The 19346-nt window shown below is 71.3% G+C and carries 17 protein-coding genes; 10 read left to right on the forward strand and 7 right to left on the reverse strand.

Annotation, left to right across the window (positions count from 1 at the left end):
• The first annotated feature begins 63 nt into the window (after window positions 1-63).
• On the forward strand, window positions 64-735 hold the full coding sequence (locus BUB57_RS00430) for an MOSC domain-containing protein (protein ID WP_073061945.1): 672 nt from the start codon (window positions 64-66) through the stop codon (window positions 733-735).
• Window positions 736-968: 233 nt separating this feature from the next.
• Window positions 969-1985: a signal recognition particle-docking protein FtsY gene (gene ftsY, locus BUB57_RS00435; protein ID WP_073060284.1), complete on the forward strand. Its 1017-nt coding sequence runs from the start codon at window positions 969-971 to the stop codon at window positions 1983-1985.
• 4 nt (window positions 1986-1989) lie between these two features.
• On the opposite strand, the gene BUB57_RS00440 is transcribed toward ftsY, so the two are convergent.
• Entirely contained in the window at window positions 1990-2190 is a 201-nt protein-coding gene (locus tag BUB57_RS00440; RefSeq protein WP_073060287.1) for a SlyX family protein, read from the reverse strand.
• Window positions 2191-2236: 46 nt separating this feature from the next.
• On the opposite strand from BUB57_RS00440, the gene hisS reads away from it, so the two are divergent.
• The 4 genes from hisS to BUB57_RS00460 all read left to right on the forward strand — a co-directional run bounded on the left by hisS (window position 2237) and on the right by BUB57_RS00460 (window position 5987).
• Window positions 2237-3811: a histidine--tRNA ligase gene (hisS, locus tag BUB57_RS00445; protein WP_073060289.1), complete on the forward strand. Its 1575-nt coding sequence runs from the start codon at window positions 2237-2239 to the stop codon at window positions 3809-3811.
• Window positions 3808-4875 (forward strand): ATP phosphoribosyltransferase regulatory subunit, encoded by a 1068-nt coding sequence (locus tag BUB57_RS00450; protein ID WP_073060293.1) that lies wholly within the window; start codon window positions 3808-3810, stop codon window positions 4873-4875. The genes hisS and BUB57_RS00450 overlap by 4 nt, the downstream gene beginning before the upstream one ends.
• Window positions 4869-5558: an ATP phosphoribosyltransferase gene (gene hisG, locus BUB57_RS00455; RefSeq protein WP_073060296.1), complete on the forward strand. Its 690-nt coding sequence runs from the start codon at window positions 4869-4871 to the stop codon at window positions 5556-5558. Before BUB57_RS00450 ends, hisG begins: the two co-directional genes overlap by 7 nt.
• 162 nt (window positions 5559-5720) lie before the next feature.
• Window positions 5721-5987 (forward strand): DUF2171 domain-containing protein, encoded by a 267-nt coding sequence (locus tag BUB57_RS00460; RefSeq protein ID WP_073060301.1) that lies wholly within the window; start codon window positions 5721-5723, stop codon window positions 5985-5987.
• A 111-nt stretch (window positions 5988-6098) separates the two neighbouring features.
• Here the strand turns inward: BUB57_RS00460 and BUB57_RS00465 are convergent, their stop codons facing one another.
• On the reverse strand, window positions 6099-6629 hold the full coding sequence (locus tag BUB57_RS00465) for a hypothetical protein (RefSeq protein WP_073060304.1): 531 nt from the start codon (window positions 6627-6629) through the stop codon (window positions 6099-6101).
• Window positions 6630-6809: 180 nt separating this feature from the next.
• Here BUB57_RS00465 and BUB57_RS00470 point away from each other — a divergent pair, with 180 nt between their 5' ends.
• Window positions 6810-7238 carry a Spy/CpxP family protein refolding chaperone gene (locus BUB57_RS00470; RefSeq protein WP_073060306.1) on the forward strand — a complete coding sequence of 143 codons (429 nt, stop codon included), beginning with the start codon at window positions 6810-6812 and terminating at the stop codon, window positions 7236-7238.
• Window positions 7239-7404: 166 nt separating this feature from the next.
• Here BUB57_RS00470 and gatB read toward each other — a convergent pair whose 3' ends face one another.
• Window positions 7405-8919: an Asp-tRNA(Asn)/Glu-tRNA(Gln) amidotransferase subunit GatB gene (gatB, locus tag BUB57_RS00475; protein ID WP_073060310.1), complete on the reverse strand. Its 1515-nt coding sequence runs from the start codon at window positions 8917-8919 to the stop codon at window positions 7405-7407.
• Between the two features lie 79 nt (window positions 8920-8998).
• Window positions 8999-13291, reverse strand: coding sequence for a hypothetical protein (locus BUB57_RS16665; RefSeq protein WP_159435537.1), 4293 nt, complete (start codon window positions 13289-13291; stop codon window positions 8999-9001).
• A gap of 196 nt (window positions 13292-13487) precedes the next feature.
• On the opposite strand from BUB57_RS16665, the gene BUB57_RS16390 reads away from it, so the two are divergent.
• From BUB57_RS16390 to BUB57_RS16670, 3 genes are all read left to right on the forward strand, one after another.
• Entirely contained in the window at window positions 13488-14639 is a 1152-nt protein-coding gene (locus BUB57_RS16390; RefSeq protein WP_234951940.1) for an SIMPL domain-containing protein, read from the forward strand.
• Between the two features lie 318 nt (window positions 14640-14957).
• The gene (locus BUB57_RS00500) at window positions 14958-15614 is read left to right on the forward strand and encodes a TerC family protein (RefSeq protein WP_073060322.1); all 657 of its coding nucleotides are present in this window, start codon (window positions 14958-14960) and stop codon (window positions 15612-15614) included.
• A 61-nt stretch (window positions 15615-15675) separates the two neighbouring features.
• A complete protein-coding gene (locus BUB57_RS16670; RefSeq protein ID WP_159435538.1) occupies window positions 15676-15819 on the forward strand; it encodes a hypothetical protein in 144 nt (47 codons plus the stop codon).
• A gap of 240 nt (window positions 15820-16059) precedes the next feature.
• Here the strand turns inward: BUB57_RS16670 and aspS are convergent, their stop codons facing one another.
• From aspS to BUB57_RS00515, 3 genes are all read right to left on the reverse strand, one after another.
• Entirely contained in the window at window positions 16060-17838 is a 1779-nt protein-coding gene (aspS, locus tag BUB57_RS00505; protein ID WP_073060325.1) for an aspartate--tRNA ligase, read from the reverse strand.
• Window positions 17839-17907: 69 nt separating this feature from the next.
• Window positions 17908-18546: a CPBP family intramembrane glutamic endopeptidase gene (locus BUB57_RS00510; RefSeq protein WP_073060328.1), complete on the reverse strand. Its 639-nt coding sequence runs from the start codon at window positions 18544-18546 to the stop codon at window positions 17908-17910.
• A gap of 3 nt (window positions 18547-18549) precedes the next feature.
• Window positions 18550-19344, reverse strand: a complete 795-nt coding sequence (locus BUB57_RS00515) for a glycoside hydrolase family 25 protein (RefSeq protein ID WP_073060330.1) — start codon at window positions 19342-19344, stop codon at window positions 18550-18552.
• Window positions 19345-19346 lie beyond the last annotated feature (2 nt).

The raw sequence follows: 19346 nt of genomic DNA on the forward strand, positions 1-19346 counted from the left end.
TTCATCGGACCGGACGGGCGGCGGGGCTTTCGCCGCCCGTTTTCATTTGCCATGCTGCGCGCGATGATTCCGATCCTGTCCCTGCATGTCGGCCCCGCGGCCGAACTCGCGCCCGGCGTTCTCAGCGCCATCGGCAAGCACCCGGTCGACCGCAAGCTGCGGCTGGGCCCCGAAGGTTTCACCGGCGACGAACAGGCCGACCGCCGCCACCACGGCGGCCCCGAAAAGGCCGTCCACCATTACGACGCCGGCCATTACCCGGTCTGGCGCGCCGAGCTGGGCGACCTGCCCGCGCTGCAAGCCGGCGGCTTTGGCGAGAACCTGTCCACCCAAGGCCTGTCCGAGGGCGACGTGGCGGTCGGCGACGTGTTCCGGCTGGGCTCGGCGCTGATCGAGGTCAGCCAGGCCCGCCAGCCCTGCTGGAAGCTGAACCTGCGCTTCGGCCGCAAGGACATGGCCCGGCTGGTGCAGCAGACCGGCCGCAGCGGCTGGTATTACCGGGTTCTGGAGCCCGGCGAGGTCGCCCCCGGCGACGCGCTGGCGCTGGTGGACCGGCGCGCACCCGACTGGACGCTGACCCGGCTGCACCGCCTGTTGTATATCGACCGGCTGGACCGCGCGGCGCTGGCCGAAATGGCGGCGCTGCCGCCGCTGGCGCCGGGCTGGCGGCAACTGGCCGCACGGCGGCTGGACAGCAACCGCGTCGAGGACTGGCAGCGCCGGCTGAACGGGTGAAGACGGGGGCTCTGCCCCCCGCGCTGCGGCCACTGCCGTGGCCTTGTTCGCTGAAAACAGTCCACTCTGGCGGGAAAGCAGCCTCGTGGCTGTTTTCTGATCCGCCTCCTGTTCCGGGCGCTCACAAGCTGCGGGATATTTCTGCAAGGAAGAAGCACCCGGCCGGGGTTTCCCTTTGCGCGCCGGATGGCTAGCTATCCGGCAATCCCACATCCGGGTGAAAGGGCGGGGCCATGTCGTTTTTCTCGAAGCTGCGCGAGCGTCTGACCAAATCCTCGTCGAAGATCGGCGCCGGGCTGGATGATATCGTCGCCGAAGCCGCGGCGGCAGAACCGTCGGCCCCCTCTGCCCCCGCGCCCGAACCCGAGCGGCAGGGGCTGATGGGCCGGCTGCTGGGGCGCGAAACGACGCCGGCCGAGCCGCGGCGCGAGCTGGACGACGCCATGCTCGAGGAACTCGAAGACATGCTGATCGCCGCCGACATGGGGACCGAGACCGCGCTGCGCGTCACCGCCAATATCGCCGAGGGCCGCATGGGCCGCCGCATCGGCGCGACCGAGCTGAAACAGGCGCTGGCGGATGAGATCACCCGCATCATGGCCCCCGTCGCCCGGCCGCTGCCGCTGTATCCCAAGAAACCGCAGGTGGTGCTGGTGGTCGGCGTCAACGGCTCGGGCAAGACCACCACCATCGGAAAGCTGGCCAGCCAGCTGCGCGCGGCGGGCAAGACCGTGGTGATCGCGGCCTGCGACACCTTCCGCGCCGCCGCGGTCGAGCAGCTGCAGGTCTGGGGCAGCCGCGCCGGCGTGCCGGTGCTGGTGGCGCCGCAGGGCTCTGACCCGGCGAGCCTCGCCTATGACGCGATGGTGCGGGCCGAGGCCGAGAGCGCCGACCTGCTGCTGATCGACACCGCCGGCCGCCTGCAGAACCGCGCCGACCTGATGGAGGAGCTGGCCAAGATCGTCCGCGTCATCCGCAAGAAGGACGAGACCGCCCCCCACAACACCCTGCTGGTGCTGGACGCCACCACCGGCCAGAACGCGCTGAGCCAGGTCGAGGCGTTCCGCCGCATGGCCGATGTATCGGGGCTGGTGATGACCAAGCTGGACGGCACCGCCCGCGGCGGCGTGCTGGTGGCGCTGGCCGACAGCTATGGCCTGCCGATCCACGCCATCGGGGTGGGCGAGCAGATCGACGACCTGGACGCCTTTGCCCCCGACGAGTTCGCCCGGGCGCTGGTCGGGCTTTAGCGCCCTACCAATGCGGGGGGCGCTGGTCGGCCAGCGGGACCTGCCCCTCGGCCAGCTCGCGCTCGGCCTCGCGCTCCATCAGCAGCCCGACCCGGCGCGACATGGCGCGCAGGGTGGCGTCCTGCCGCGCCACCACGTCCGACAGATCCTCGACCATGCGCTGAAGATGCGCGATCCGCTCTTCCAGCGCCTGCAACTTGTCCATGCCGCCCCCTTCCGCTAATCGGTCCCCGCACAGCAGGAATATGCCCATGGCCAAGGACCCCAAACCGCGCCGCCCGCGCGCCGAAACGCCCAAGGGCTTTCGCGACTACTTCGGGCCGGACGTCACCGAACGCAAGGAGATGCTGGACCGGATCGCCGCGGTCTATCATCTGCACGGCTTCGACGCGCTGGAAACCAGCGGCATCGAGACGGTCGAGGCGCTGGGGAAGTTCCTGCCCGACGTGGACCGTCCCAACGCCGGCGTGTTCGCCTGGCAAGAGGAAGCGGTGCCCGGGGGCGGTTCCGGCGACTGGCTGGCGCTGCGCTATGACCTCACCGCGCCCTTAGCCCGCGTCGCGGCGCAGTATCGCAACGACCTGCCGGCGCCCTATCGGCGCTATGCGATGGGCCCGGTCTGGCGCAACGAAAAGCCGGGGCCGGGGCGCTACCGGCAGTTCTATCAATGCGATGCCGATACGGTCGGCGCGGCCAGCGTCGCGGCGGATGCGGAAATCATCGCCATGCTGGCCGACGCGCTGGAAGCCGCGGGGATCGCACGCGGCGATTACCTTGTGCGGGTGAACAACCGCAAGGTGCTCGATGGTATACTTGAACAGATGGGAAATAGCCCGTGGTTCGATTACAGTCCGCATGGCCCACAAGTAGGAGGAACGATACACAGTTCCATGAAGGAGCATGATAATGCTCTTTTCTCGCGCGAGGATGTTCTCCGAACGGTCGATAAGTTCGATAAGATCGGAGAGGCAGGGGTACGCGAACTGCTGACCACCGGGCGCAAAGATGCATCCGGGGCAATCATTCCCGGACTAGGTCTTAAGGACCGCCAAGTTGATCCTCTGATCACGTTTCTGCGTTCACGTGGTTCGACAAACACCGAAACGCTAAACAATCTTCGTGCCGCCGTAGGCAGTTCGTCTATCGGCATAGAAGGCGTGGACGAGTTGGCCCAGATCGCCGCGCTGCTGGACGCGGGCGGCATGGGCGCGGACCGCGTGGTCATCGACCCCTCGGTGGTGCGCGGCCTCGGCTATTACACCGGCCCGGTGTTCGAGGCCGAGCTGACCTTTGAAATCCTCGACGACAAGGGCCGCAAGCGGCAGTTCGGCTCGGTCGCCGGTGGCGGGCGCTATGACGATCTGGTGGAACGCTTCACCGGGCAGAAGGTGCCGGCAACCGGGGTCTCCATCGGCGTCGACCGGCTGCTGGCGGCGCTGCGCGAAAAGGGACTGGCCGGGGCGCAGGCGCAGGGCCCGGTGGTGGTCACCGTCATGGACCGCGAGCGGATGGGCGATTACCACGCCATGGCCGCGGAACTGCGCGCCGCCGGCATCCGGGCCGAGGTCTATCTGGGCAACCCCAAGAACTTCGGCAACCAGCTGAAATACGCCGACAAGCGGGCGGCGCCGGTCGCGATCATCCAGGGCACGGACGAGGCCGCGCGCGGCGTGGTGCAGGTCAAGGACCTGATCCTGGGCGCGAAGATCGCCGCGCAAGCCTCGGTCGAGGAATGGAAATCCCAGCCCGCGCAGGTCGAGGTCCCCCGCGCCGATCTGGTCGCCACCGTCCGCGAGATGCTGGCGCGCGAGACGGGGGCGCAATGATCCCGCGCACCGCCAAGGCCGCGGCCGGCCGGCGCATCCTCGAGGCGTTCCGCGCCGCCGGGGCGGTCGAGGTCGCGCCCGACATCCTGCTGCCCGCCGACACGCTGCTGGACTTGTATGGCGAGGATATCCGCGCCCGCGCCTATCTGACCACTGACCCGATCCGGGGCGAGGTGGTGCTGCGCCCCGATTTCACCGTGCCGGTGGTGCGGATGCACATGGCGGGCGGCGCCGAGCCCGCGCGCTACTGCTATCTGGGCGAGGTGTTCCGCAAGCAGGACCACGGCGACACCCGCCCCGACCACCCCCGCGACAACGAATATCTGCAGGCCGGATTCGAGCTGTTTTCCCGCGACCCCGACGCCGATGCCGAGGTGTTCGCGCTGTTCCACGCCACCCTCGCCCCCTGCCGGCTGGCCGCCACCATGGGCGACATGCAGCTGCTGCTGGACGCAGTGGCCGGGCTGCCGCTGTCCGAGCCGCGCCGCGCGATGCTGGCGCATCACATCTGGCGGCCGCGGCGGTTCGAGCGGCTGCTGGAACGGTTTTCCGCGCCCGAGACCCCGCGCCGCTTTGCGATCAACGGCGCCCCCTGGACCGGGCTGCGGACCGAGGCCGAGATGCTGTCCCGCATCGCCCGGCTGGAAGCCGCGGCCGAAGGCCCGCCCCTGCCCCCGGAATGGCGGGTGCGGCTGCACCGGCTGTTCTCCGTCGCCGGCCCGGCCCCCGCTGCGCTGGACGAATTGCGGGTGCTGGCCGACCACCTGCCCGCCATCGCCCCCGCGGTCGAGCGGCTGGCCGCGCGGCTGGCTGCGCTATCGGCGCGCGGCATCGACCCGGCGCAGGTGCGTTTCGACGCCAGCCACGGGCGGCAGACCATGGAATATTACGACGGCATGACCTTCAGCTTTACCGCCGAGGGGCGTGTGGGCTGGCCGCCGGTCGCCTCGGGCGGGCGCTATGACGCGCTGACCCGGGTGCTGGGCGCGGGCGCGGCGATTCCGGCCGTCGGCGGCATCATCCGCCCCGGGCTGGTCGCGGAACTGGAGGGCGCGGAATGCTGAAGCTGGGCCTGCCCTCCAAGGGCCGCCTGATGGAGCAGAGCTTCGAGTGGTTCTGCGCCCGCGGCATCCGGCTGTCGCGCGCGGGATCGGACCGCGAATACGCCGCCCGCGCCGAGGGGATCGACGGGCTGTCGCTGGTGCTGCTGTCGGCGGGCGAGATCCCGCGCGAACTCGCCGCCGGCCGCATCCAGCTGGGGGTGACCGGCACCGATCTGGTGCGCGAGAAACTGGCGGGCTGGCGCTCGGACGTGGTGGAACTGGCGCCGATGGGCTTTGGCCATGCCGATCTGGTACTGGCGGTGCCGTCCTGCTGGCGCGACTGCGAGGGGCTGGACGATTTCGCCGCCATCGCCCGCGATTTCCGCGCCGCCCACGGGTTCCGGCTGCGGATCGCCACCAAATATCACCGGCTGGTGCGCGCCTTCCTGTCCGAACACGAGGTCGCCGATTACCAGCTGGTCGACAGCCAGGGCGCGACCGAGGGCACGGTGGCCAACCTGACCGCCGAGGCGATCGCCGACATCACCAGCTCGGGCGAGACGCTGCGCGCCAACCACCTGAAGATCCTGCCCGATGCGCTGATCCATGCCAGCCAGGCGACGCTGCTGGCCAACCGCAGCGCCGCCGCCACCGCGCCGATGCAGGCGCTGCTGGCGCATCTGGGGCTGGCGCAGCCGCACTGACCGCGGGACGGCCGGGCTTGCGTCGCCGCCGCAAGGGGGCGCTGCCCCCGTCCCTGCGGGACTCCCCCGGGATATTTGAGACACGATGAAAGACGCGGCGGCCGGGACCGATTCCGGCGGCCGCGCGTTGACCGGCGTCACCCGGATAAAAGGAGGAGCGTCATGGTCAACGCCAGCGACATCAGGGAACACATGGAAATCGTCGGCGCCGACGGGGTGCATGTCGGCAAGGTCGATCACATGGACGGCGACCGCATCAAGATGACCCGCAAGGACCCCGAGCACGGGCAGGACAGCAGCCATCATCACTATGTGCGGCTGGCCGCCGTGGCCTCACTGGACGGCGGCAAGGTCTGGCTGTCGGCGGATGCCGCCAATGCCGAGCAGCTGTTCGAGGAAGAGGACGGCTCTCCGGTCGAGTACGAATGAACTAAGGGCGCGGCACCGGTGGGAACCGGCCCGCGCCCGTTCTTCCTTGCCCAAATATCCCCGCCGGAGGCTCCGGCCGCGCCCCCCGGCGCAGTGTCTCGGGTGCGGCCGTCAGCGAGAGGCGGGGCCCAGCCGGGTGCCGTTGGACGGCTCGGTCGCTTGGGCGTCGGGGCGGGCCGCCAGCGGCGGGCGCTGGACGAAGGCCGGGGCCGGGCCGGGCTCGGGCGTCTCGGGCGCGGCTGTGACTGTGGCTGTGGCTGCGCCCGGGTCGTCGAGTTCGGCGTGCAGTGCAGGGCGGCTTTCGGCAGCAGGCACCGGCACCGCAGCGGGACTTTCGGCCACGGGCGCCGGCGGCGCAGCCGGGGTGGCGCGCGGCGCGGCCTCGGGCTCCGGCACGGTCGCAAGCGAGGGTAGCCGGCGGCGGAACACCAGCACGTTGTGGTAGACGGTGGTGCGGCTGGTCAGCCCGCTGCGTTCCTCGCAGGGCAGCGTTTCCGCCCGGATATATTCCCAGCCCGCCGCGGCCATGCGGTTGATCTCGACGGTCAGGGCATGGGCAAAGCGTTCCGCGCCCGTACGCGCGCCGCGGGTCTTTTCGCCGCGGGCCGGGGCCGGGATCACCGTGTATTCATGTTGCTGCACGAGCGCCTCCGCTGGGTTTGGGCAGGTCAGGATTAATCCATCCCGCCTGTCCCCGCCAGACTCGCGCAGGATTCCCGTGTTCACGAAACGGGGCGGTGGCCGATGCGCATTTTGCCGCACGCCACCGGCAACGGATTCCAGCTATGATTTGATCATTCGAATATTCAGAGGAAGCGAGATATGAAAAGATTCCTGTTTTCAGCCGCGCTGGCCATGGTCCTGCCGCTGGCGGCCGCAGCCCAGGAACCGTTCGACGCGCAAAAGGCCGGGTTGTCCCAGCCCGTGATCGCCGTCACCATGGCGCTGGCGCAAAATGCCGATGCGCTGCAACTGACCGACGAACAGCGCGGGGCAGTCAAGGCGTGGATGGACGAGATGCCGGCCAAACGGATCGCCGTCGAGCGCGAAACCGTGGCAATGCGGACGGAATTGCGCCAGATGATCGCCGCAGGCGCGCCGGTCGCCGAGCGCGAGGCGCTGGCCGCCCGGATCGGTGCCAAGGAAACCGAAATGGCAATGATGCGCTCGGCCTGCGTGGATCACTGGCGCAGCGTCCTGACCCCTGAACAATTCGCCGAGCTGCTCCGCCTGGCCGGCGTGACGGAATAGCGCGCTGGCAGGGCAGCGGCGTCGTCCCGGCGCCGCTACCCTGCTAGATCGGGCGGCCGCTCTCATGGGCGTCAGCCCTTTCCGGCTGCAGGCCCGCCGCAGCGCCGGCATGATGCTGCAATCGACGCCGCCACATAAGCGCCGGCACCGCAAGGCGCAGCGGCGGCTACAGCCCCAGCTTCTTCGCCACCAGCTCGTTCACCGCGGCGGGGTTGGCCTTGCCGCCGGTGGCCTTCAGCACCTGCCCGACGAACCAGCCGGCCAGCTTGGGGTTCGCGCGAGCCTTTTCGACCTGCGCCGGGTTGGCGGCGATGATCTCGTCCACCGCCGATTCGATGGCGCCCAGGTCGGTGACCTGCTTCATGCCGCGCGCGGCGGCGATTTCGGCCGGGTCGCCGCCCTCGGTCCAGATGATCTCGAACAGGTCCTTGGCCATCTTGCCCGAGATCTCGCCCGAGGCGATCAGGTCGATCACGCCCCCCAGCTGCGCGGCGCTGACCGGGCTGTCGGCGATCGCCAGCCCCTGCTTGTTCAGCCGGCCGAACAGCTCGTTGATGACCCAGTTCGCCGCCTGCTTGCCGTCGCGGCCCCTGGCCACCGCCTCGAAGTAATCGGCGTTCTCGACCTCGGCGGTCAGCACGCCGGCGTCGTATTCCGACAGCCCCAGCTCTCGCACGAAGCGGGCCTTCTTGGCGTCGGGCAGCTCCGGCATCGCAGCCGCGATTCCGTCCACCCAGCCCTGCTCGATCTCCAGCGGCAGCAGGTCGGGGTCGGGGAAATAGCGATAGTCATGCGCGTCCTCTTTCGAGCGCATCGACCGGGTTTCGCCCTTGTCGGGGTCGTAGAGCCGGGTTTCCTGCACCACCTCGCCGCCGTCCTCAATGATGGCGATCTGGCGGCGGGCCTCATACTCGACCGCCTGCTGGATGAAGCGCATCGAGTTCATGTTCTTGATTTCGCAGCGCGTGCCCAGCACGGAATGGTCGCCGGTCTCGCGGAAACGCTCGTAGGCGCCCGGCTTGCAGACCGACACGTTCACGTCGGCGCGCAGGCTGCCGTTCTGCATGTTGCCGTCGCAGGTGCCCAGGTAGCGCATGATCTGGCGCAGCTTGCCGACATAGGCCGCCGCTTCCTCGGGGCCGCGGATATCGGGGCGGCTGACGATCTCCATCAGCGCGACGCCGGTGCGGTTCAGGTCGACGAAGGACAGGTTCGGGTCCATGTCGTGGATCGACTTGCCCGCGTCCTGTTCCAGGTGGATGCGCTCGATCCTGACCCGGCGGGCGATGCCGGGGGCCATGTCGACGATGATTTCGCCCTCGCCCACGATCGGGTGGTAAAGCTGGCTGATCTGATAGCCCTGCGGCAGGTCGGGGTAGAAGTAGTTCTTGCGGTCAAAGGCGGAAAACAGGTTGATCGCGGCGTTCAGCCCCAGCCCGGTGCGCACCGCCTGTTCCACGCAGAACTCGTTGATCACCGGCAGCATCCCCGGCATCGCCGCGTCCACGAAGCTGACATTGCTGTTCGGCTCCGCGCCGAAGGCGGTCGAGGCCCCCGAAAACAGCTTGGCGTTCGAGGCGACCTGCGCGTGAACCTCGAGCCCGATCACCAGTTCCCAGTCGCCCTTGGCCCCGGCGATGACCTTGGGTTCGGGTGCGGTATAGGTGAGATGGTCGAGCATTCTGGCCTCCGGCAGGGTTGCGCCGGTTCTATTGCCGCAAGGCCCGCGCGGCAAGTGGCGCCGCGCGGTTCCAGGGGCCTTACCTGCCGTTCATGATCGGCAGGTTGTAGGTGCGGCCGCCCTTGACATAGGTGATCTTGCCGTCGCCGATCTTGTTGATGGCGCCGCCGTCGATCTTGTCGCCGATGCGCACGGTGACGATGCGGCCGTTGCGCAGGCGGATCAGCCCGCGGCTGGCGCGGCCGGCGCCGATCACCCCGATAACCTGGGTCTTGCCGGCCTCGAACCCGCGCTGGGTGGCGTTGCGGGCCACGTCGCCGGCGGTGGTGCCCTGCGCGGCTTTCTGCGCGATCTCGGGTTCGTCATCCACCTCCGGCGGGCGGTAGGAGCCCTGCGAGGCGATGGCGGCCTGGCGCTCGGCCTCGGCCTGGGCGCGGGCGCGGGCCTCGGCCTCGGCACGAGCCTGGGCCTCAGCCTGCGCGTCGGTCTGGGCGCGGGCGCGGGCGCGTTCCTCGGCCTGGCGCTGCAGCTCTTCGTCGCGGGCGCGTTGGGCGAGATCGTCCGCCGGCGGGGCAGCGGAGGGCGCGGCCTCGGGGGCCGCCTGCTGGCGGGGCGAGGGCAGCGGCGCCACCGGGCGCATCGCAGCGGCCGCCGCGATGGCGACCGCCTCGGCCTCGGCGTCGCGGACCGGGGCCAGCGCGGTGGCGGCGCGGGCCGGCTTGCGCAGCGGCGCGCCGGCGCTGGCCAGCGGCCGGCCAGCAGCGGGGTTGGCGCTGGCCACCGCCTCGGCCAGGGCACTGGCCACCGCGGTTTCAGAGGGCGCGCCCGCACGCCCCGGCCGCGGGCTGGGGCGGTTGCCGGCGACCGTGGCGCGGGCGGGGGCTTGCGCGGCGGGCGAAGGCGCGGGCTTGGCCGCCACCGCCTCGGCAATCGCCGCATCGACGGCAGAGGCCGCGTGCCCCGGGCGCGGCGCCGGGCGGGCCTGCGCAAGGACCGGCCCGCGGTCGGCGGCGGGTGCAGACAGCCGCCGCAGCGTCGGGTTGAAGGCGTAAAGACCGGCCAGCAGCGCATCCGCGGCCACCGCCTCGGCCGCAGTCATCTCGGCCGCGGTGGCGGCTTCGTTGGCCGAGCCTTCCTCGGGGCGCGGCGCCGGGCGGGCGCTGGACGGGCGCGGGGCCGTGGCCGCAGCGGGGGTCGGGGTCGAGGCGGCGGCGGCAGGCGCCGCCCGGCGCGCGGGCGGCCGCGCCGCAGCGGCGGGGCGCGCGGCCGTGGGGGCGGCGGTCTGCGCCGGGCGCGCGGGCTGGCTGGTCGCAGCCGGGGCCGTGGCCGCGGGCGCGCGGGTGGCCGCCGGCGCCTGCTGCTGCCGCACTGCCGCCGGCCGGCTGCTCGGCCGTTCAGAGCGGGTCAGCGCCCGCCGCCCGGGCACCACCGCCGGCAGTTGATCCGCCGTCGCCGCAGGGGGCGCGGCCGCAGGCTCGGGCCGCCGCGGCGCGATCGCGGGTCGGCCGGTGGCGGCGGTCGCGGCGCTCGGCGCGGTCGCCGTGGCGTCTGCCGGGGTGCCGCTCTCGCTGGCCGCGGTGGTTCCAGCGGGGGTTGGGGCGGCGGGCTGCGTGGCGTCTGCCGCGGTGCCGGTGGACGCTACGCCTTCACTCGCCGCCGTGGTTCCGGCGGTGGTTGCGGGGGCAGTGGCCGCCGGATCGGCGCCGGTGACCGTGGCGGCGGGCGACGTGGAGTCGGGCGTCGAAGCCCTGGACGCGGGGGAGGTTGCAGTGGCTCCCGGTGCCGCGGTCTCGACGGCCGCGCCGATTCCGGGCGCCGTCGCGGCAGTCCCCGGCCCCGCCGCCGAATCGGCTGCGGAAGCGGCGCTACCCTGCGCTGCCGGGGCCGGCGACCCGGCCGCCACGCCGCCGGTGGCAGAGGATGCCGTTGCCGCCGGAGTGCCGGCCGCCGGCGTATCGGCAGCCGGTGCCCCGACAACAGCAGCGCCGGCGGCGGAAGTGCCCGCAGTCGGGGAAAGCGGCGCCGCGGCCCGCGCATCGGTGGCCGGGGTCCCGCTCTCCGGCCCCCGCGAAGCGGGTGCGACGACGGTGCCGGTGGCGGGAACAGGCGAGGCCGGCGAGGCCGCGGTGCCGGCCGCACCCCCCGGCACACCGCCCTGCGTTGCCGTCCCGCCCGCCGTCGTGGCAACACCGGCGCTGCCCGCCGTGTCCGGGGTCGAGGCCATGTCCGGCCCGCGCGTCGAGGGGGTGGCAAAGGCCCAGATCAGCGTCAGCCCCAGCAGCAGCGCCCCCAGCATCACCAGCAGCGCCCCCACCCCGCCGCGAGAGCCGGGATGGCGTTCGGGCAGCGCCGGGGCCTCGCCCCGTACCAGCCGCGCCGCGGCGGCCCGGTCCAGCACCGCCCGCGCCCGCGGCGACAGCTCGGCCGGAACCCGCGGCTGAATGGGGGCCTCGTGCTCGGCGATCAGATCCGACGGCGGCGGCGGGGGCGCCGCGCGCACCGGCCCGGCCGGCCCGACCCGCGCGGCGGCAAGCTCATCGGGAAGAAAGGCGGTGACCTCAGGCAGCGCGGGTGCCGCAGCAGCGGACGCGGAACGGGAGGAGCGCGCCGCGGCAGAGACCGGCGCGGCGGTTATGGGCGCACGGGCAGCGGAGGCAGAGCCTGCGTCGGCCGCAGTCTGCGAAGCAGGCGTAGCAGTAGCAGCGGCATGAGAAGCCGACAGCTCAGCGGGCGCAAGGTCCGCCTGCGCGCGGAAATTCTGTGGAAGGGAGGCAGGGGTTTCGGCAGCCTGCGCATGGCGTCCCGACGCAGCGGCGCCCGATGCATCAGCGTCAGAAGGGGTCTTCGAAGCAGGCACCGCATCCTCGGCCGCAGCGACGGGCGACGCATCCGCAGGCACCCCCGCATCTGCGCGCGAGGTCCGGGCAGCAGCAGACGCACCGGGAGCGGGCCCACCGGCAGTGAGCGCATGGGCAACCGATGCAGCGGCAGCAGGCGCGATATCGCTGGCGGGCACCGCCGACGGCATGGCCGCGCCTGTCGCATTGGGCGCAGATGCTGCGGCCGCAGGCGCAAGAGCAGCAGGCGCACCGGCAGCGGATGCATGAGAGGCCGGCGCATCAGCCGCCGGTATAACCGCGCGGCGATGGGAAGACTGCGTCCCAGCAGCACCCGCGGCATCGTCGGCAGGCGCGGGGTGCGGAGTCTCCGCCTCCAATGTCTCCGACACGAGAGGCGAGGCCGCCGTGTCGGCTGCAACCGACGCTCCGGCCGTATCAGTTGTCCCAGCCACAGCCGTATCCGGGGCCCCAGCCACGGCCGTATCGGGGGCCACGGCCACGGCCGTATCAGAAAACTCGCCCCCAGCCGCATCGGCGAGTTCGGCCGCAGTCGCATCGGGGAGCTCGGCCGCAGCCGCATCAGAGGTCCCGCCCGGTACCGCCGCAGGGCGCTCGGCCGCAGCTGCGCCAAGGGTCCCGGCCGGCGCCGCCTCGGGGGTCCCAGCCCCGGCTGTATCAGCGGTCCCGACCTCGGCCATAGCAGAGTCCTCGGCCATAGCAGAAACCTCGGCCGCAGCCGCATGAGGGGTCCCAGTTGACACCGCCTCGGGAAACTCGGCCGCAGCCTCATCATAGGCCCCGACCGCAGCCGCATGAGGAGTCCCGACCGCAGCCGCCTCGGCGGGCTCGGCCACAGCGGACGCCCGCACAGCCGCAGCCCCGTCCTCCACGGCCCCGGCCTCCACGGCACTCTCATCGCCGTCCCCGGCCTGCACCGCCGCGGCGCCCTCCTCCGGCGCTCCGCTCCCGGAGGCCTCAGCCGGCGGCTCGGGCAGATCCCCGCTCAGGTCCAGATCGCCCTGCGCGGCCGGGGCCGGCAGCTCCTCGGCCTCGACGGCATCGCGGAACTGCGGGGCGGCGGGGAACTGGCCCTCGGCCGGGTCGCCGAGGAAGCCGGCGGCGGCGAAGCCGTGGCTGCGGGCGAAATCCTCGGCCTCGCGCAGGGTCTGGCGGGCGACGGCGGCGACGCGCAGGCGGTCGTCCCCGGCCGGGCGCCAGTCCCAGGACAGCTCGTCCACCGCATACGGGGTCAGCCCGTCCAGCGCCGGGCCCAGGTCCGCCCCCGCCGCCGCCGGCAGCGAGGTATAGAGGATCTGGTCCTCGGGGATGATCAGCGCCACCAGCGCCTCGGGGCCGTTGGCGGCCAGGCGGCGCAGCCTCGCCATCTCGGCCCGGAAATCCGGCGCATCGAAGGGCGCGACCGAGACCTCGGTCCAGCGCGGGAACTGGCCGGGCGCGGCCGTCCGTTCCATCAGATGCACAGCATCGCTGCTGAACGACAGGGCAAAATCGGGCGCGGACCGCGTGTTCATGGCCGGTGCTTTTCTGTTCTGGCCGGTCGTCGTTGATCGCGATCCGGTCCGTTGACTGCTCATCCCAATGGATAGCGCAGTTGCACGTCCGTGCAAAGAGAAACACCATATCGTGAGGGACCCTTGCGTCCCAAGCCGGCGTTGCCGAAGCAATGGCAGGAAGGCCCCGCCGCGGGGTCGGAAGAAAGGAATGCACATGGCTTTGGTCTCACGCAAGTTTTCGCTTTCCCGGGGCGCGCCCGCGCGGCTGGCGGGGGGCGCACCGGCGGGGCTGATCGGGGCGTCGGCGGGGCTGCTGGCGGGCGCCGCGGCGCTGGCGATGCTGGCGGCGACCCCGGCCGCGGCCCATCCGATGGGGCATTGCGGGCCGGGCCATGCGGGGCCGGGCCATGCCGCCGGCGCGCCGATGCGGCCGGCCACGATCGACGTGCAGGGCGAGGGGCGCACGAATGTCGCCCCCGATCTCGCCACGGTTTCCATCGGGGTGACCACCCAGGCCGAAACCGCGGCCCAGGCCATGGCCGACAACGCCACCAGGCAAAGCGCCATCATCGAGGTGCTGCGCGCCCAGGGCATCGCCCCCGAGGACCTGCAGACCCAGGGGCTGAACCTGTCGCCGATGCAGGATTATTCGCGCGAGGGGCAGCCGCCGCGGATCACCGGCTACCAGGCGCAGAACATCGTGACCGCCCGGGTGCGCGACATCCCGCAGCTGGGGGCGCTGCTGGACGCGATGGTCGAGGCCGGCGCCACCGATGTGCGCGGCATCAGCTTCACCCGCGAGGATGCCGCCGCCGCCGAGGATGAGGCCCGCGCCGCCGCCGTGGTCGAGGCGCGTCGCCGCGCCGAGGTCATCGCCCAGGCTGCCGGCATGGTGCTGGGGCCGCTGCAATCGCTGACCGATGCCACCCGCTCGGGCGGGCCGCGGCCGATGGAGATGATGATGGCCCGCGCCGCCGATGCGCAAAGCACCCCGATCGAGGCCGGGCAGCTGACCATCACCGCGGCGGTGACCGGGGTGTGGACGATGCTGCCCGCCGGCGCCCAGCCCGCCTGCGGCGCCCCGGGGATGCCGGGTGGTCCCATGGGGATGCCGGGCGGGATGCATGGCGGAATGCACGGGATGCCCCCGCAGGCGCCCGGCGGGCCGGGCATGGGCCAGCCCGGGCCGGTGCCGGGAACCGGGGCCGGCACGCCGCCGCAGCCTCCGGCCGCAGCCCCGGCGCCCGTCGCCCCCGCCCTGGCTGCGCCCTCTGCACCGGCGGCCGCCCCGCAGGCAGAGCAGCCAGCACCTGCCGCCCCGCAGCCGCAGCCCGCGGCGCCCGATGCCGGAACCCCGGCGAACTGAGCCGGGCGACGGCCCCCGGCAGGGGATGAGGGCGGGTGCTCTCTCGCCCGCCGCCTGCCCGGGGCCGCAGCGATCCGACAGGCGGGGCCCCGGCCCCGCCTTTTCCGTGCAGGCGCCGCGCGACCGCCGTCCCCCGACAGGCTGGCGCCGGGGCGCGCAGCTTGCCGCATCCCAGGGCGCGACTGATCCCATTGCGCTCGGCTTGCGCAGGGTTTATCGGACCGCGACCGCAGGCGGGCTGGGCGGCGCGACAGACCAGGGCAGCGACGCCCGGGCCGGCCGTCACCGCGCCCGGCCAGGCAGCAGGAAAGGAACGACATGCACTTCTTGACCGGCGACTGGATCGGGGCGCTGTTCCAGGTCATCGCAATCGACCTCGTGCTGGCGGGCGACAACGCCATCGTCATCGGGCTGGCGGCCGCCGGCCTGCCGCGCGACCAGCGCAACAAGGCGATCCTGATCGGGATCGGCGCCGCCACCGTCATGCGTATCGGCTTTGCGCTGATCACCACGCAGCTGCTGGCGATCACCGGGCTGCTGTTGGCGGGGGGCATCCTGCTGCTGTGGGTGTCGTGGAAGATGTGGCGCGAGCTGCGCTCGGGCGCCGGCCATGACCATGTGGCCGCGCAGGAGGCGCTGGCCGACGCCGACGTCAGCATCGCCGGGCGTCCGGCCGAGGGCAAGCGCAAGACGCTGGGACAGGCGGTGACGCAGATCATCATCGCCGACGTGTCGATGTCGCTGGACAACGTGCTGGCGGTGGCCGGCGCGGCGCGCCATCACCTGGACGTGCTGGTGATCGGGCTGGTGCTGTCGATCGCGCTGATGGGGCTGGCCTCGACCTGGATCGCGCGGCTGATCAACCGCTTCCGCTGGATCGCCTGGATCGGTCTGCTGATTATTCTGTTCGTCGCCCTGCGGATGATCTGGGAAGGCTGGCACGAAGTCGCCGTGGCGATGGAGATGGCGGCCTGAGCTGCCGCCACCCTCTCCCCCTGACACCCAAGCGCCGCCGCGATCCCATCGCAGCGGCGCAATGCATTCACGGCCGCGTCACGGTCGCAAACCTTCTTTCATCAGGATCGCCTGGATCGGTCTGCTGCTCATTCTGTTCGTCGCCCTGCGGATGATCTGGGAAGGCTGGCACGAAGTCACCATGGCGATGGAGATGGCGGCCTGAGCCGTCGCCACCCTCTCCCCCTGACACCCAAGCGCCGCCGCGATCCCATCGCAGCGGCGCAATGCTTTTGCGGCCGGCGTCCCGCCGCCCCTCTTTCATCTTGCCCTGAATATCCAGGACTCCCGCGCACCCGGAACAGCAGGCGGATCAGGAAACGCCCTCAAGGCCGTTCCCGCCGGTCCGGTGCACCCGTTTCCAGCAGCAAGGCATGGGCAGCGCCCCCGCCCGCGCCGCCCGGGCTCAGGCGTCCTTCGGCAGCACCCGCAGCCGCAGCTCGCGCAGCTGCTCGTTGGTGGGCTCGCTGGGCGCGCCCATCATCAGGTCCTCGGCGCGCTGGTTCATCGGGAACATGATGACTTCGCGGATGTTCTGCTCATCCGCCAGCAGCATGACGATACGGTCGATCCCCGCCGCGCAGCCCCCGTGCGGAGGCGCGCCATAGCGGAACGCCTTGACCATGCCGCCAAAGCGCTTTTCGACCTCGGAGGCCGGATAGCCGGCCAGCTCGAACGCCTTGAACATGATTTCCGGCTTGTGGTTACGGATCGCGCCACTGACCAGCTCATAGCCGTTGCAGGCGAGGTCGTACTGATAGCCCTTGACCGCCAGCGGATCGCCATTGAGCGCGTCCAAGCCCCCCTGCGGCATCGAGAACGGGTTGTGCGAAAAGTCGATCTTCCCCTCGTCGGTCTTTTCATACATCGGGAAATCGACGATCCACGCGAACTTGAACTGGTTCTCGTCGATCAGCCCCAGCTCGCGGCCGATCTCGGTGCGGGCGCGGCCGGCGACCGCCTCGAAGCTCTCGGGCTTGCCGCCGAGGAAGAACACCGCATCGCCCTCGCCCAGCTCCAGCTGGGTGCGGATCGCCTCGGTCGGCTCATGGCCGAGGGCCTTGGCGATGGGGCCGGCGGCCTCGGTTGCGCCGTCCTCGGCCTTGCGCCAGAAGATATACCCCATCCCCGGCAGGCCCTGCGCTTGGGCGAACGCATTCATCCGGTCGGCGAACTTGCGCGAGCCGCCCTTGGGCGCGGGAATGGCACGGATCTCGGTGCCGTCCTGTTCCAGCAGCTTGGCGAAGATGCCGAAGCCCGAGCCGCGGAAGTGGTCGGACACCACCTGCATCTCGATCGGGTTGCGCAGGTCGGGCTTGTCGGTGCCGTATTTCAGCATCGACTCCGCATAGGGGATCAGCGGCCAGTCGGCATCGACGCGGCGGCCGTTGCCGAAGGTCTCGAACAGCCCCTGGATCACCGGCTGGATGGCGGCGAACACGTCCTCCTGCTCGACAAAGGACATTTCCACGTCGAGCTGGTAGAAATCGGTGGGCGAGCGGTCGGCGCGCGGGTCCTCGTCGCGGAAACAGGGCGCGATCTGGAAATAGCGGTCGAAGCCCGCCACCATGATCAGCTGCTTGAACTGCTGCGGCGCCTGCGGCAGCGCATAGAACTTGCCCGGATGCAGCCGCGAGGGCACCAGGAAGTCGCGCGCGCCCTCGGGACTGCTGGCGGTGATGATCGGGGTCTGGAACTCGGTGAAACCGGCGTCCCACATGCGGTCGCGCAGCCATTTCACCACCCGCGACCGCAGCATGATGTTGTTGTGCAGGCTGTCGCGGCGCAGGTCGATGAAGCGATAGGCCAGCCGGGTTTCCTCGGGGTAGTCGTGGTCGCCGAACACCGGCAGGGGCAACTCGTCCGCGGGGCCCAGCACCTCGACCCCGGTCGCATAGACCTCGATCTCGCCGGTGGGCAGCTTGGGGTTGATCAGGCTGGCGTCGCGCAGCTTCACCCGGCCGTCGATGCGGATCACGGTTTCCGCGCGCAGCCGTTCCAGCACCGGGAATGCGGGGGAATCGCTGTCGGCGATCACCTGGGTGATGCCGTAATGGTCGCGCAGGTCGATGAACAGCACGCCGCCATGGTCGCGCACCCGGTGCACCCAGCCCGACAGGCGCACGGGGTTCCCGGCGTCGGTGGCGGTCAACTGGCCGCAGGTGTGGCTGCGATAGGCGTTCATGGCGCGTCCCCTTTGTTTTCGGTCCCGCATCAACGCCGCCAGCGGCGCCAAGTCAAGCAGCAGCAACGCCTAGAACGGCGCCACCACGTTGCCCGACCAGAAATACCGGCCCATGCCGACGGTGAACAGCACGTTGCCGGCAATGGCGTGCAGCACCCAGGTCGCCGGAAAGCCGCGGCGCTGATAGGTCTGCGCAAAGATCCAGCCGCCGGCAAAGGTCAGCGCCGCCACGACCCACGACCAGTACATCAGATGCGCCAGCGAAAACAGCGCCGCATTGGCCAGCGCCGCCCGGCCCGGGGTCGGGAACAGCCGCCCGTAGCGGTGAAAGAACAGCGCGCGGAAGATCAGCTCTTGCGGCAGCGCCGACAGCAGCGGGTAGAGGCACCACAGCAGGGCCAGGAACCGCAGCCGCTCGGGCGATAGATGCGGCAGGAACCCGGGGTTGCCCCAGCGCATGATCGCCAGCCCCACCGCCGCCACCGCCAGCCCGAACAGGACCGAGGCCCCCCAGTGCACCCGGCCCCAGCCCCGCACCAGGTTGCGCCAGTCGAAATTGCCGGTCCACCACAGCAGTGCCAGCCCCGCCAGCGTGAACCCGAACAGCGCCCCGAACATCAGCCGGGGCGGCAGCAGCAGCGCGATGGCCAGCGGCGCGCCGACGAACAGCGCCACGAACTCGGTCCAGAGGGTGGCGCGCTGCCTCATCCGTTATCGCTGCATCCTTGCGCCCAGCCACATGTTCCACTGCGCCCGGTTGCCGGCAAAGGCGTTCAGGTCGACGTTGCCCCGGAACCCCGGCGCGGTGCCGGTTCCGGTATATTGCCAGAAGGTCCAGCGCTGGCCCGGATAGGTCTCGCGCGGGTGGTCGGCGACCGAGCGCAGCCAGAAATCGGCGTTCAGGCGGCGGATATTGGTGTCGCGGTAGAAATCGACCGTGGTGTAGATGATCGGCCGCTGCCCGTAATACTGGGTGATGACCGAGATGAAGGCCGAGACCTCGCGCTGGACCTCGGCGGCCGAAGGCTTGTGGCGGCAGTTGCGCGAGGCGTGGTTCCATTCCAGGTCCAGCACCGGCGGCAGCGCGCCGCGCTCGCGCGGGACATTGGCGATGAACCATGCCGCCTGCTCGGCCCCGCCGCGGCAGAAGTAATAGAAGTGATAGGCGCCGCGCGGGATCCCCGCCGCCCGCGTCTGGGCCCAATAGCGGCGGAAGTTCGGGTCCGAGTGGTCGCCCCCCTCGGTCGCCTTGATGAAGGCGAAGCTGACCCCGGCCCGGCGCGCCGCATGCCAGTCCACGTCGCCCTGATAGCGCGAGACGTCGACCCCGTGCACTGGCAGGTTATAGGGGTGGCCGTGCTTCCATACATGGGGCGCGGTATCGCCGAACGCGGGCACCGCGCCGCCCGTATAGGTGCCGCCGACGATGCCGCGATGCCCGCCGCCGCCACAGGCCGCCAGCGCCGCCACCGCTACCAAGGCAGCCGCCCTGATCCAATGTCTCATGT

It is taken from the genome of Paracoccus solventivorans (assembly GCF_900142875.1).
GTDB lineage: Bacteria > Pseudomonadota > Alphaproteobacteria > Rhodobacterales > Rhodobacteraceae > Paracoccus > Paracoccus solventivorans.

Excerpts from the sequence above, each read along its gene's own strand:
- hisG (WP_073060296.1), top strand. The coding sequence starts at position 4,869 with ATGCTGAAGCTGGGCCTGCCCTCCAAGGGCCGCCTGATGGAGCAGAGC.
- BUB57_RS00430 (WP_073061945.1), top strand. The coding sequence starts at position 64 with ATGATTCCGATCCTGTCCCTGCATGTCGGCCCCGCGGCCGAACTCGCG.
- BUB57_RS16390 (WP_234951940.1), top strand. The coding sequence starts at position 13,488 with ATGGCTTTGGTCTCACGCAAGTTTTCGCTTTCCCGGGGCGCGCCCGCG.
- BUB57_RS00500 (WP_073060322.1), top strand. The coding sequence starts at position 14,958 with ATGCACTTCTTGACCGGCGACTGGATCGGGGCGCTGTTCCAGGTCATC.
- aspS (WP_073060325.1), bottom strand. The coding sequence starts at position 17,838 with ATGAACGCCTATCGCAGCCACACCTGCGGCCAGTTGACCGCCACCGAC.
- BUB57_RS00460 (WP_073060301.1), top strand. The coding sequence starts at position 5,721 with ATGGTCAACGCCAGCGACATCAGGGAACACATGGAAATCGTCGGCGCC.
- BUB57_RS16670 (WP_159435538.1), top strand. The coding sequence starts at position 15,676 with ATGCATTCACGGCCGCGTCACGGTCGCAAACCTTCTTTCATCAGGATC.
- BUB57_RS00470 (WP_073060306.1), top strand. The coding sequence starts at position 6,810 with ATGAAAAGATTCCTGTTTTCAGCCGCGCTGGCCATGGTCCTGCCGCTG.
- hisS (WP_073060289.1), top strand. The coding sequence starts at position 2,237 with ATGGCCAAGGACCCCAAACCGCGCCGCCCGCGCGCCGAAACGCCCAAG.
- BUB57_RS00515 (WP_073060330.1), bottom strand. The coding sequence starts at position 19,344 with ATGAGACATTGGATCAGGGCGGCTGCCTTGGTAGCGGTGGCGGCGCTG.
- BUB57_RS00450 (WP_073060293.1), top strand. The coding sequence starts at position 3,808 with ATGATCCCGCGCACCGCCAAGGCCGCGGCCGGCCGGCGCATCCTCGAG.
- gatB (WP_073060310.1), bottom strand. The coding sequence starts at position 8,919 with ATGCTCGACCATCTCACCTATACCGCACCCGAACCCAAGGTCATCGCC.
- BUB57_RS16665 (WP_159435537.1), bottom strand. The coding sequence starts at position 13,291 with ATGAACACGCGGTCCGCGCCCGATTTTGCCCTGTCGTTCAGCAGCGAT.
- BUB57_RS00440 (WP_073060287.1), bottom strand. The coding sequence starts at position 2,190 with ATGGACAAGTTGCAGGCGCTGGAAGAGCGGATCGCGCATCTTCAGCGC.
- ftsY (WP_073060284.1), top strand. The coding sequence starts at position 969 with ATGTCGTTTTTCTCGAAGCTGCGCGAGCGTCTGACCAAATCCTCGTCG.
- BUB57_RS00510 (WP_073060328.1), bottom strand. The coding sequence starts at position 18,546 with ATGAGGCAGCGCGCCACCCTCTGGACCGAGTTCGTGGCGCTGTTCGTC.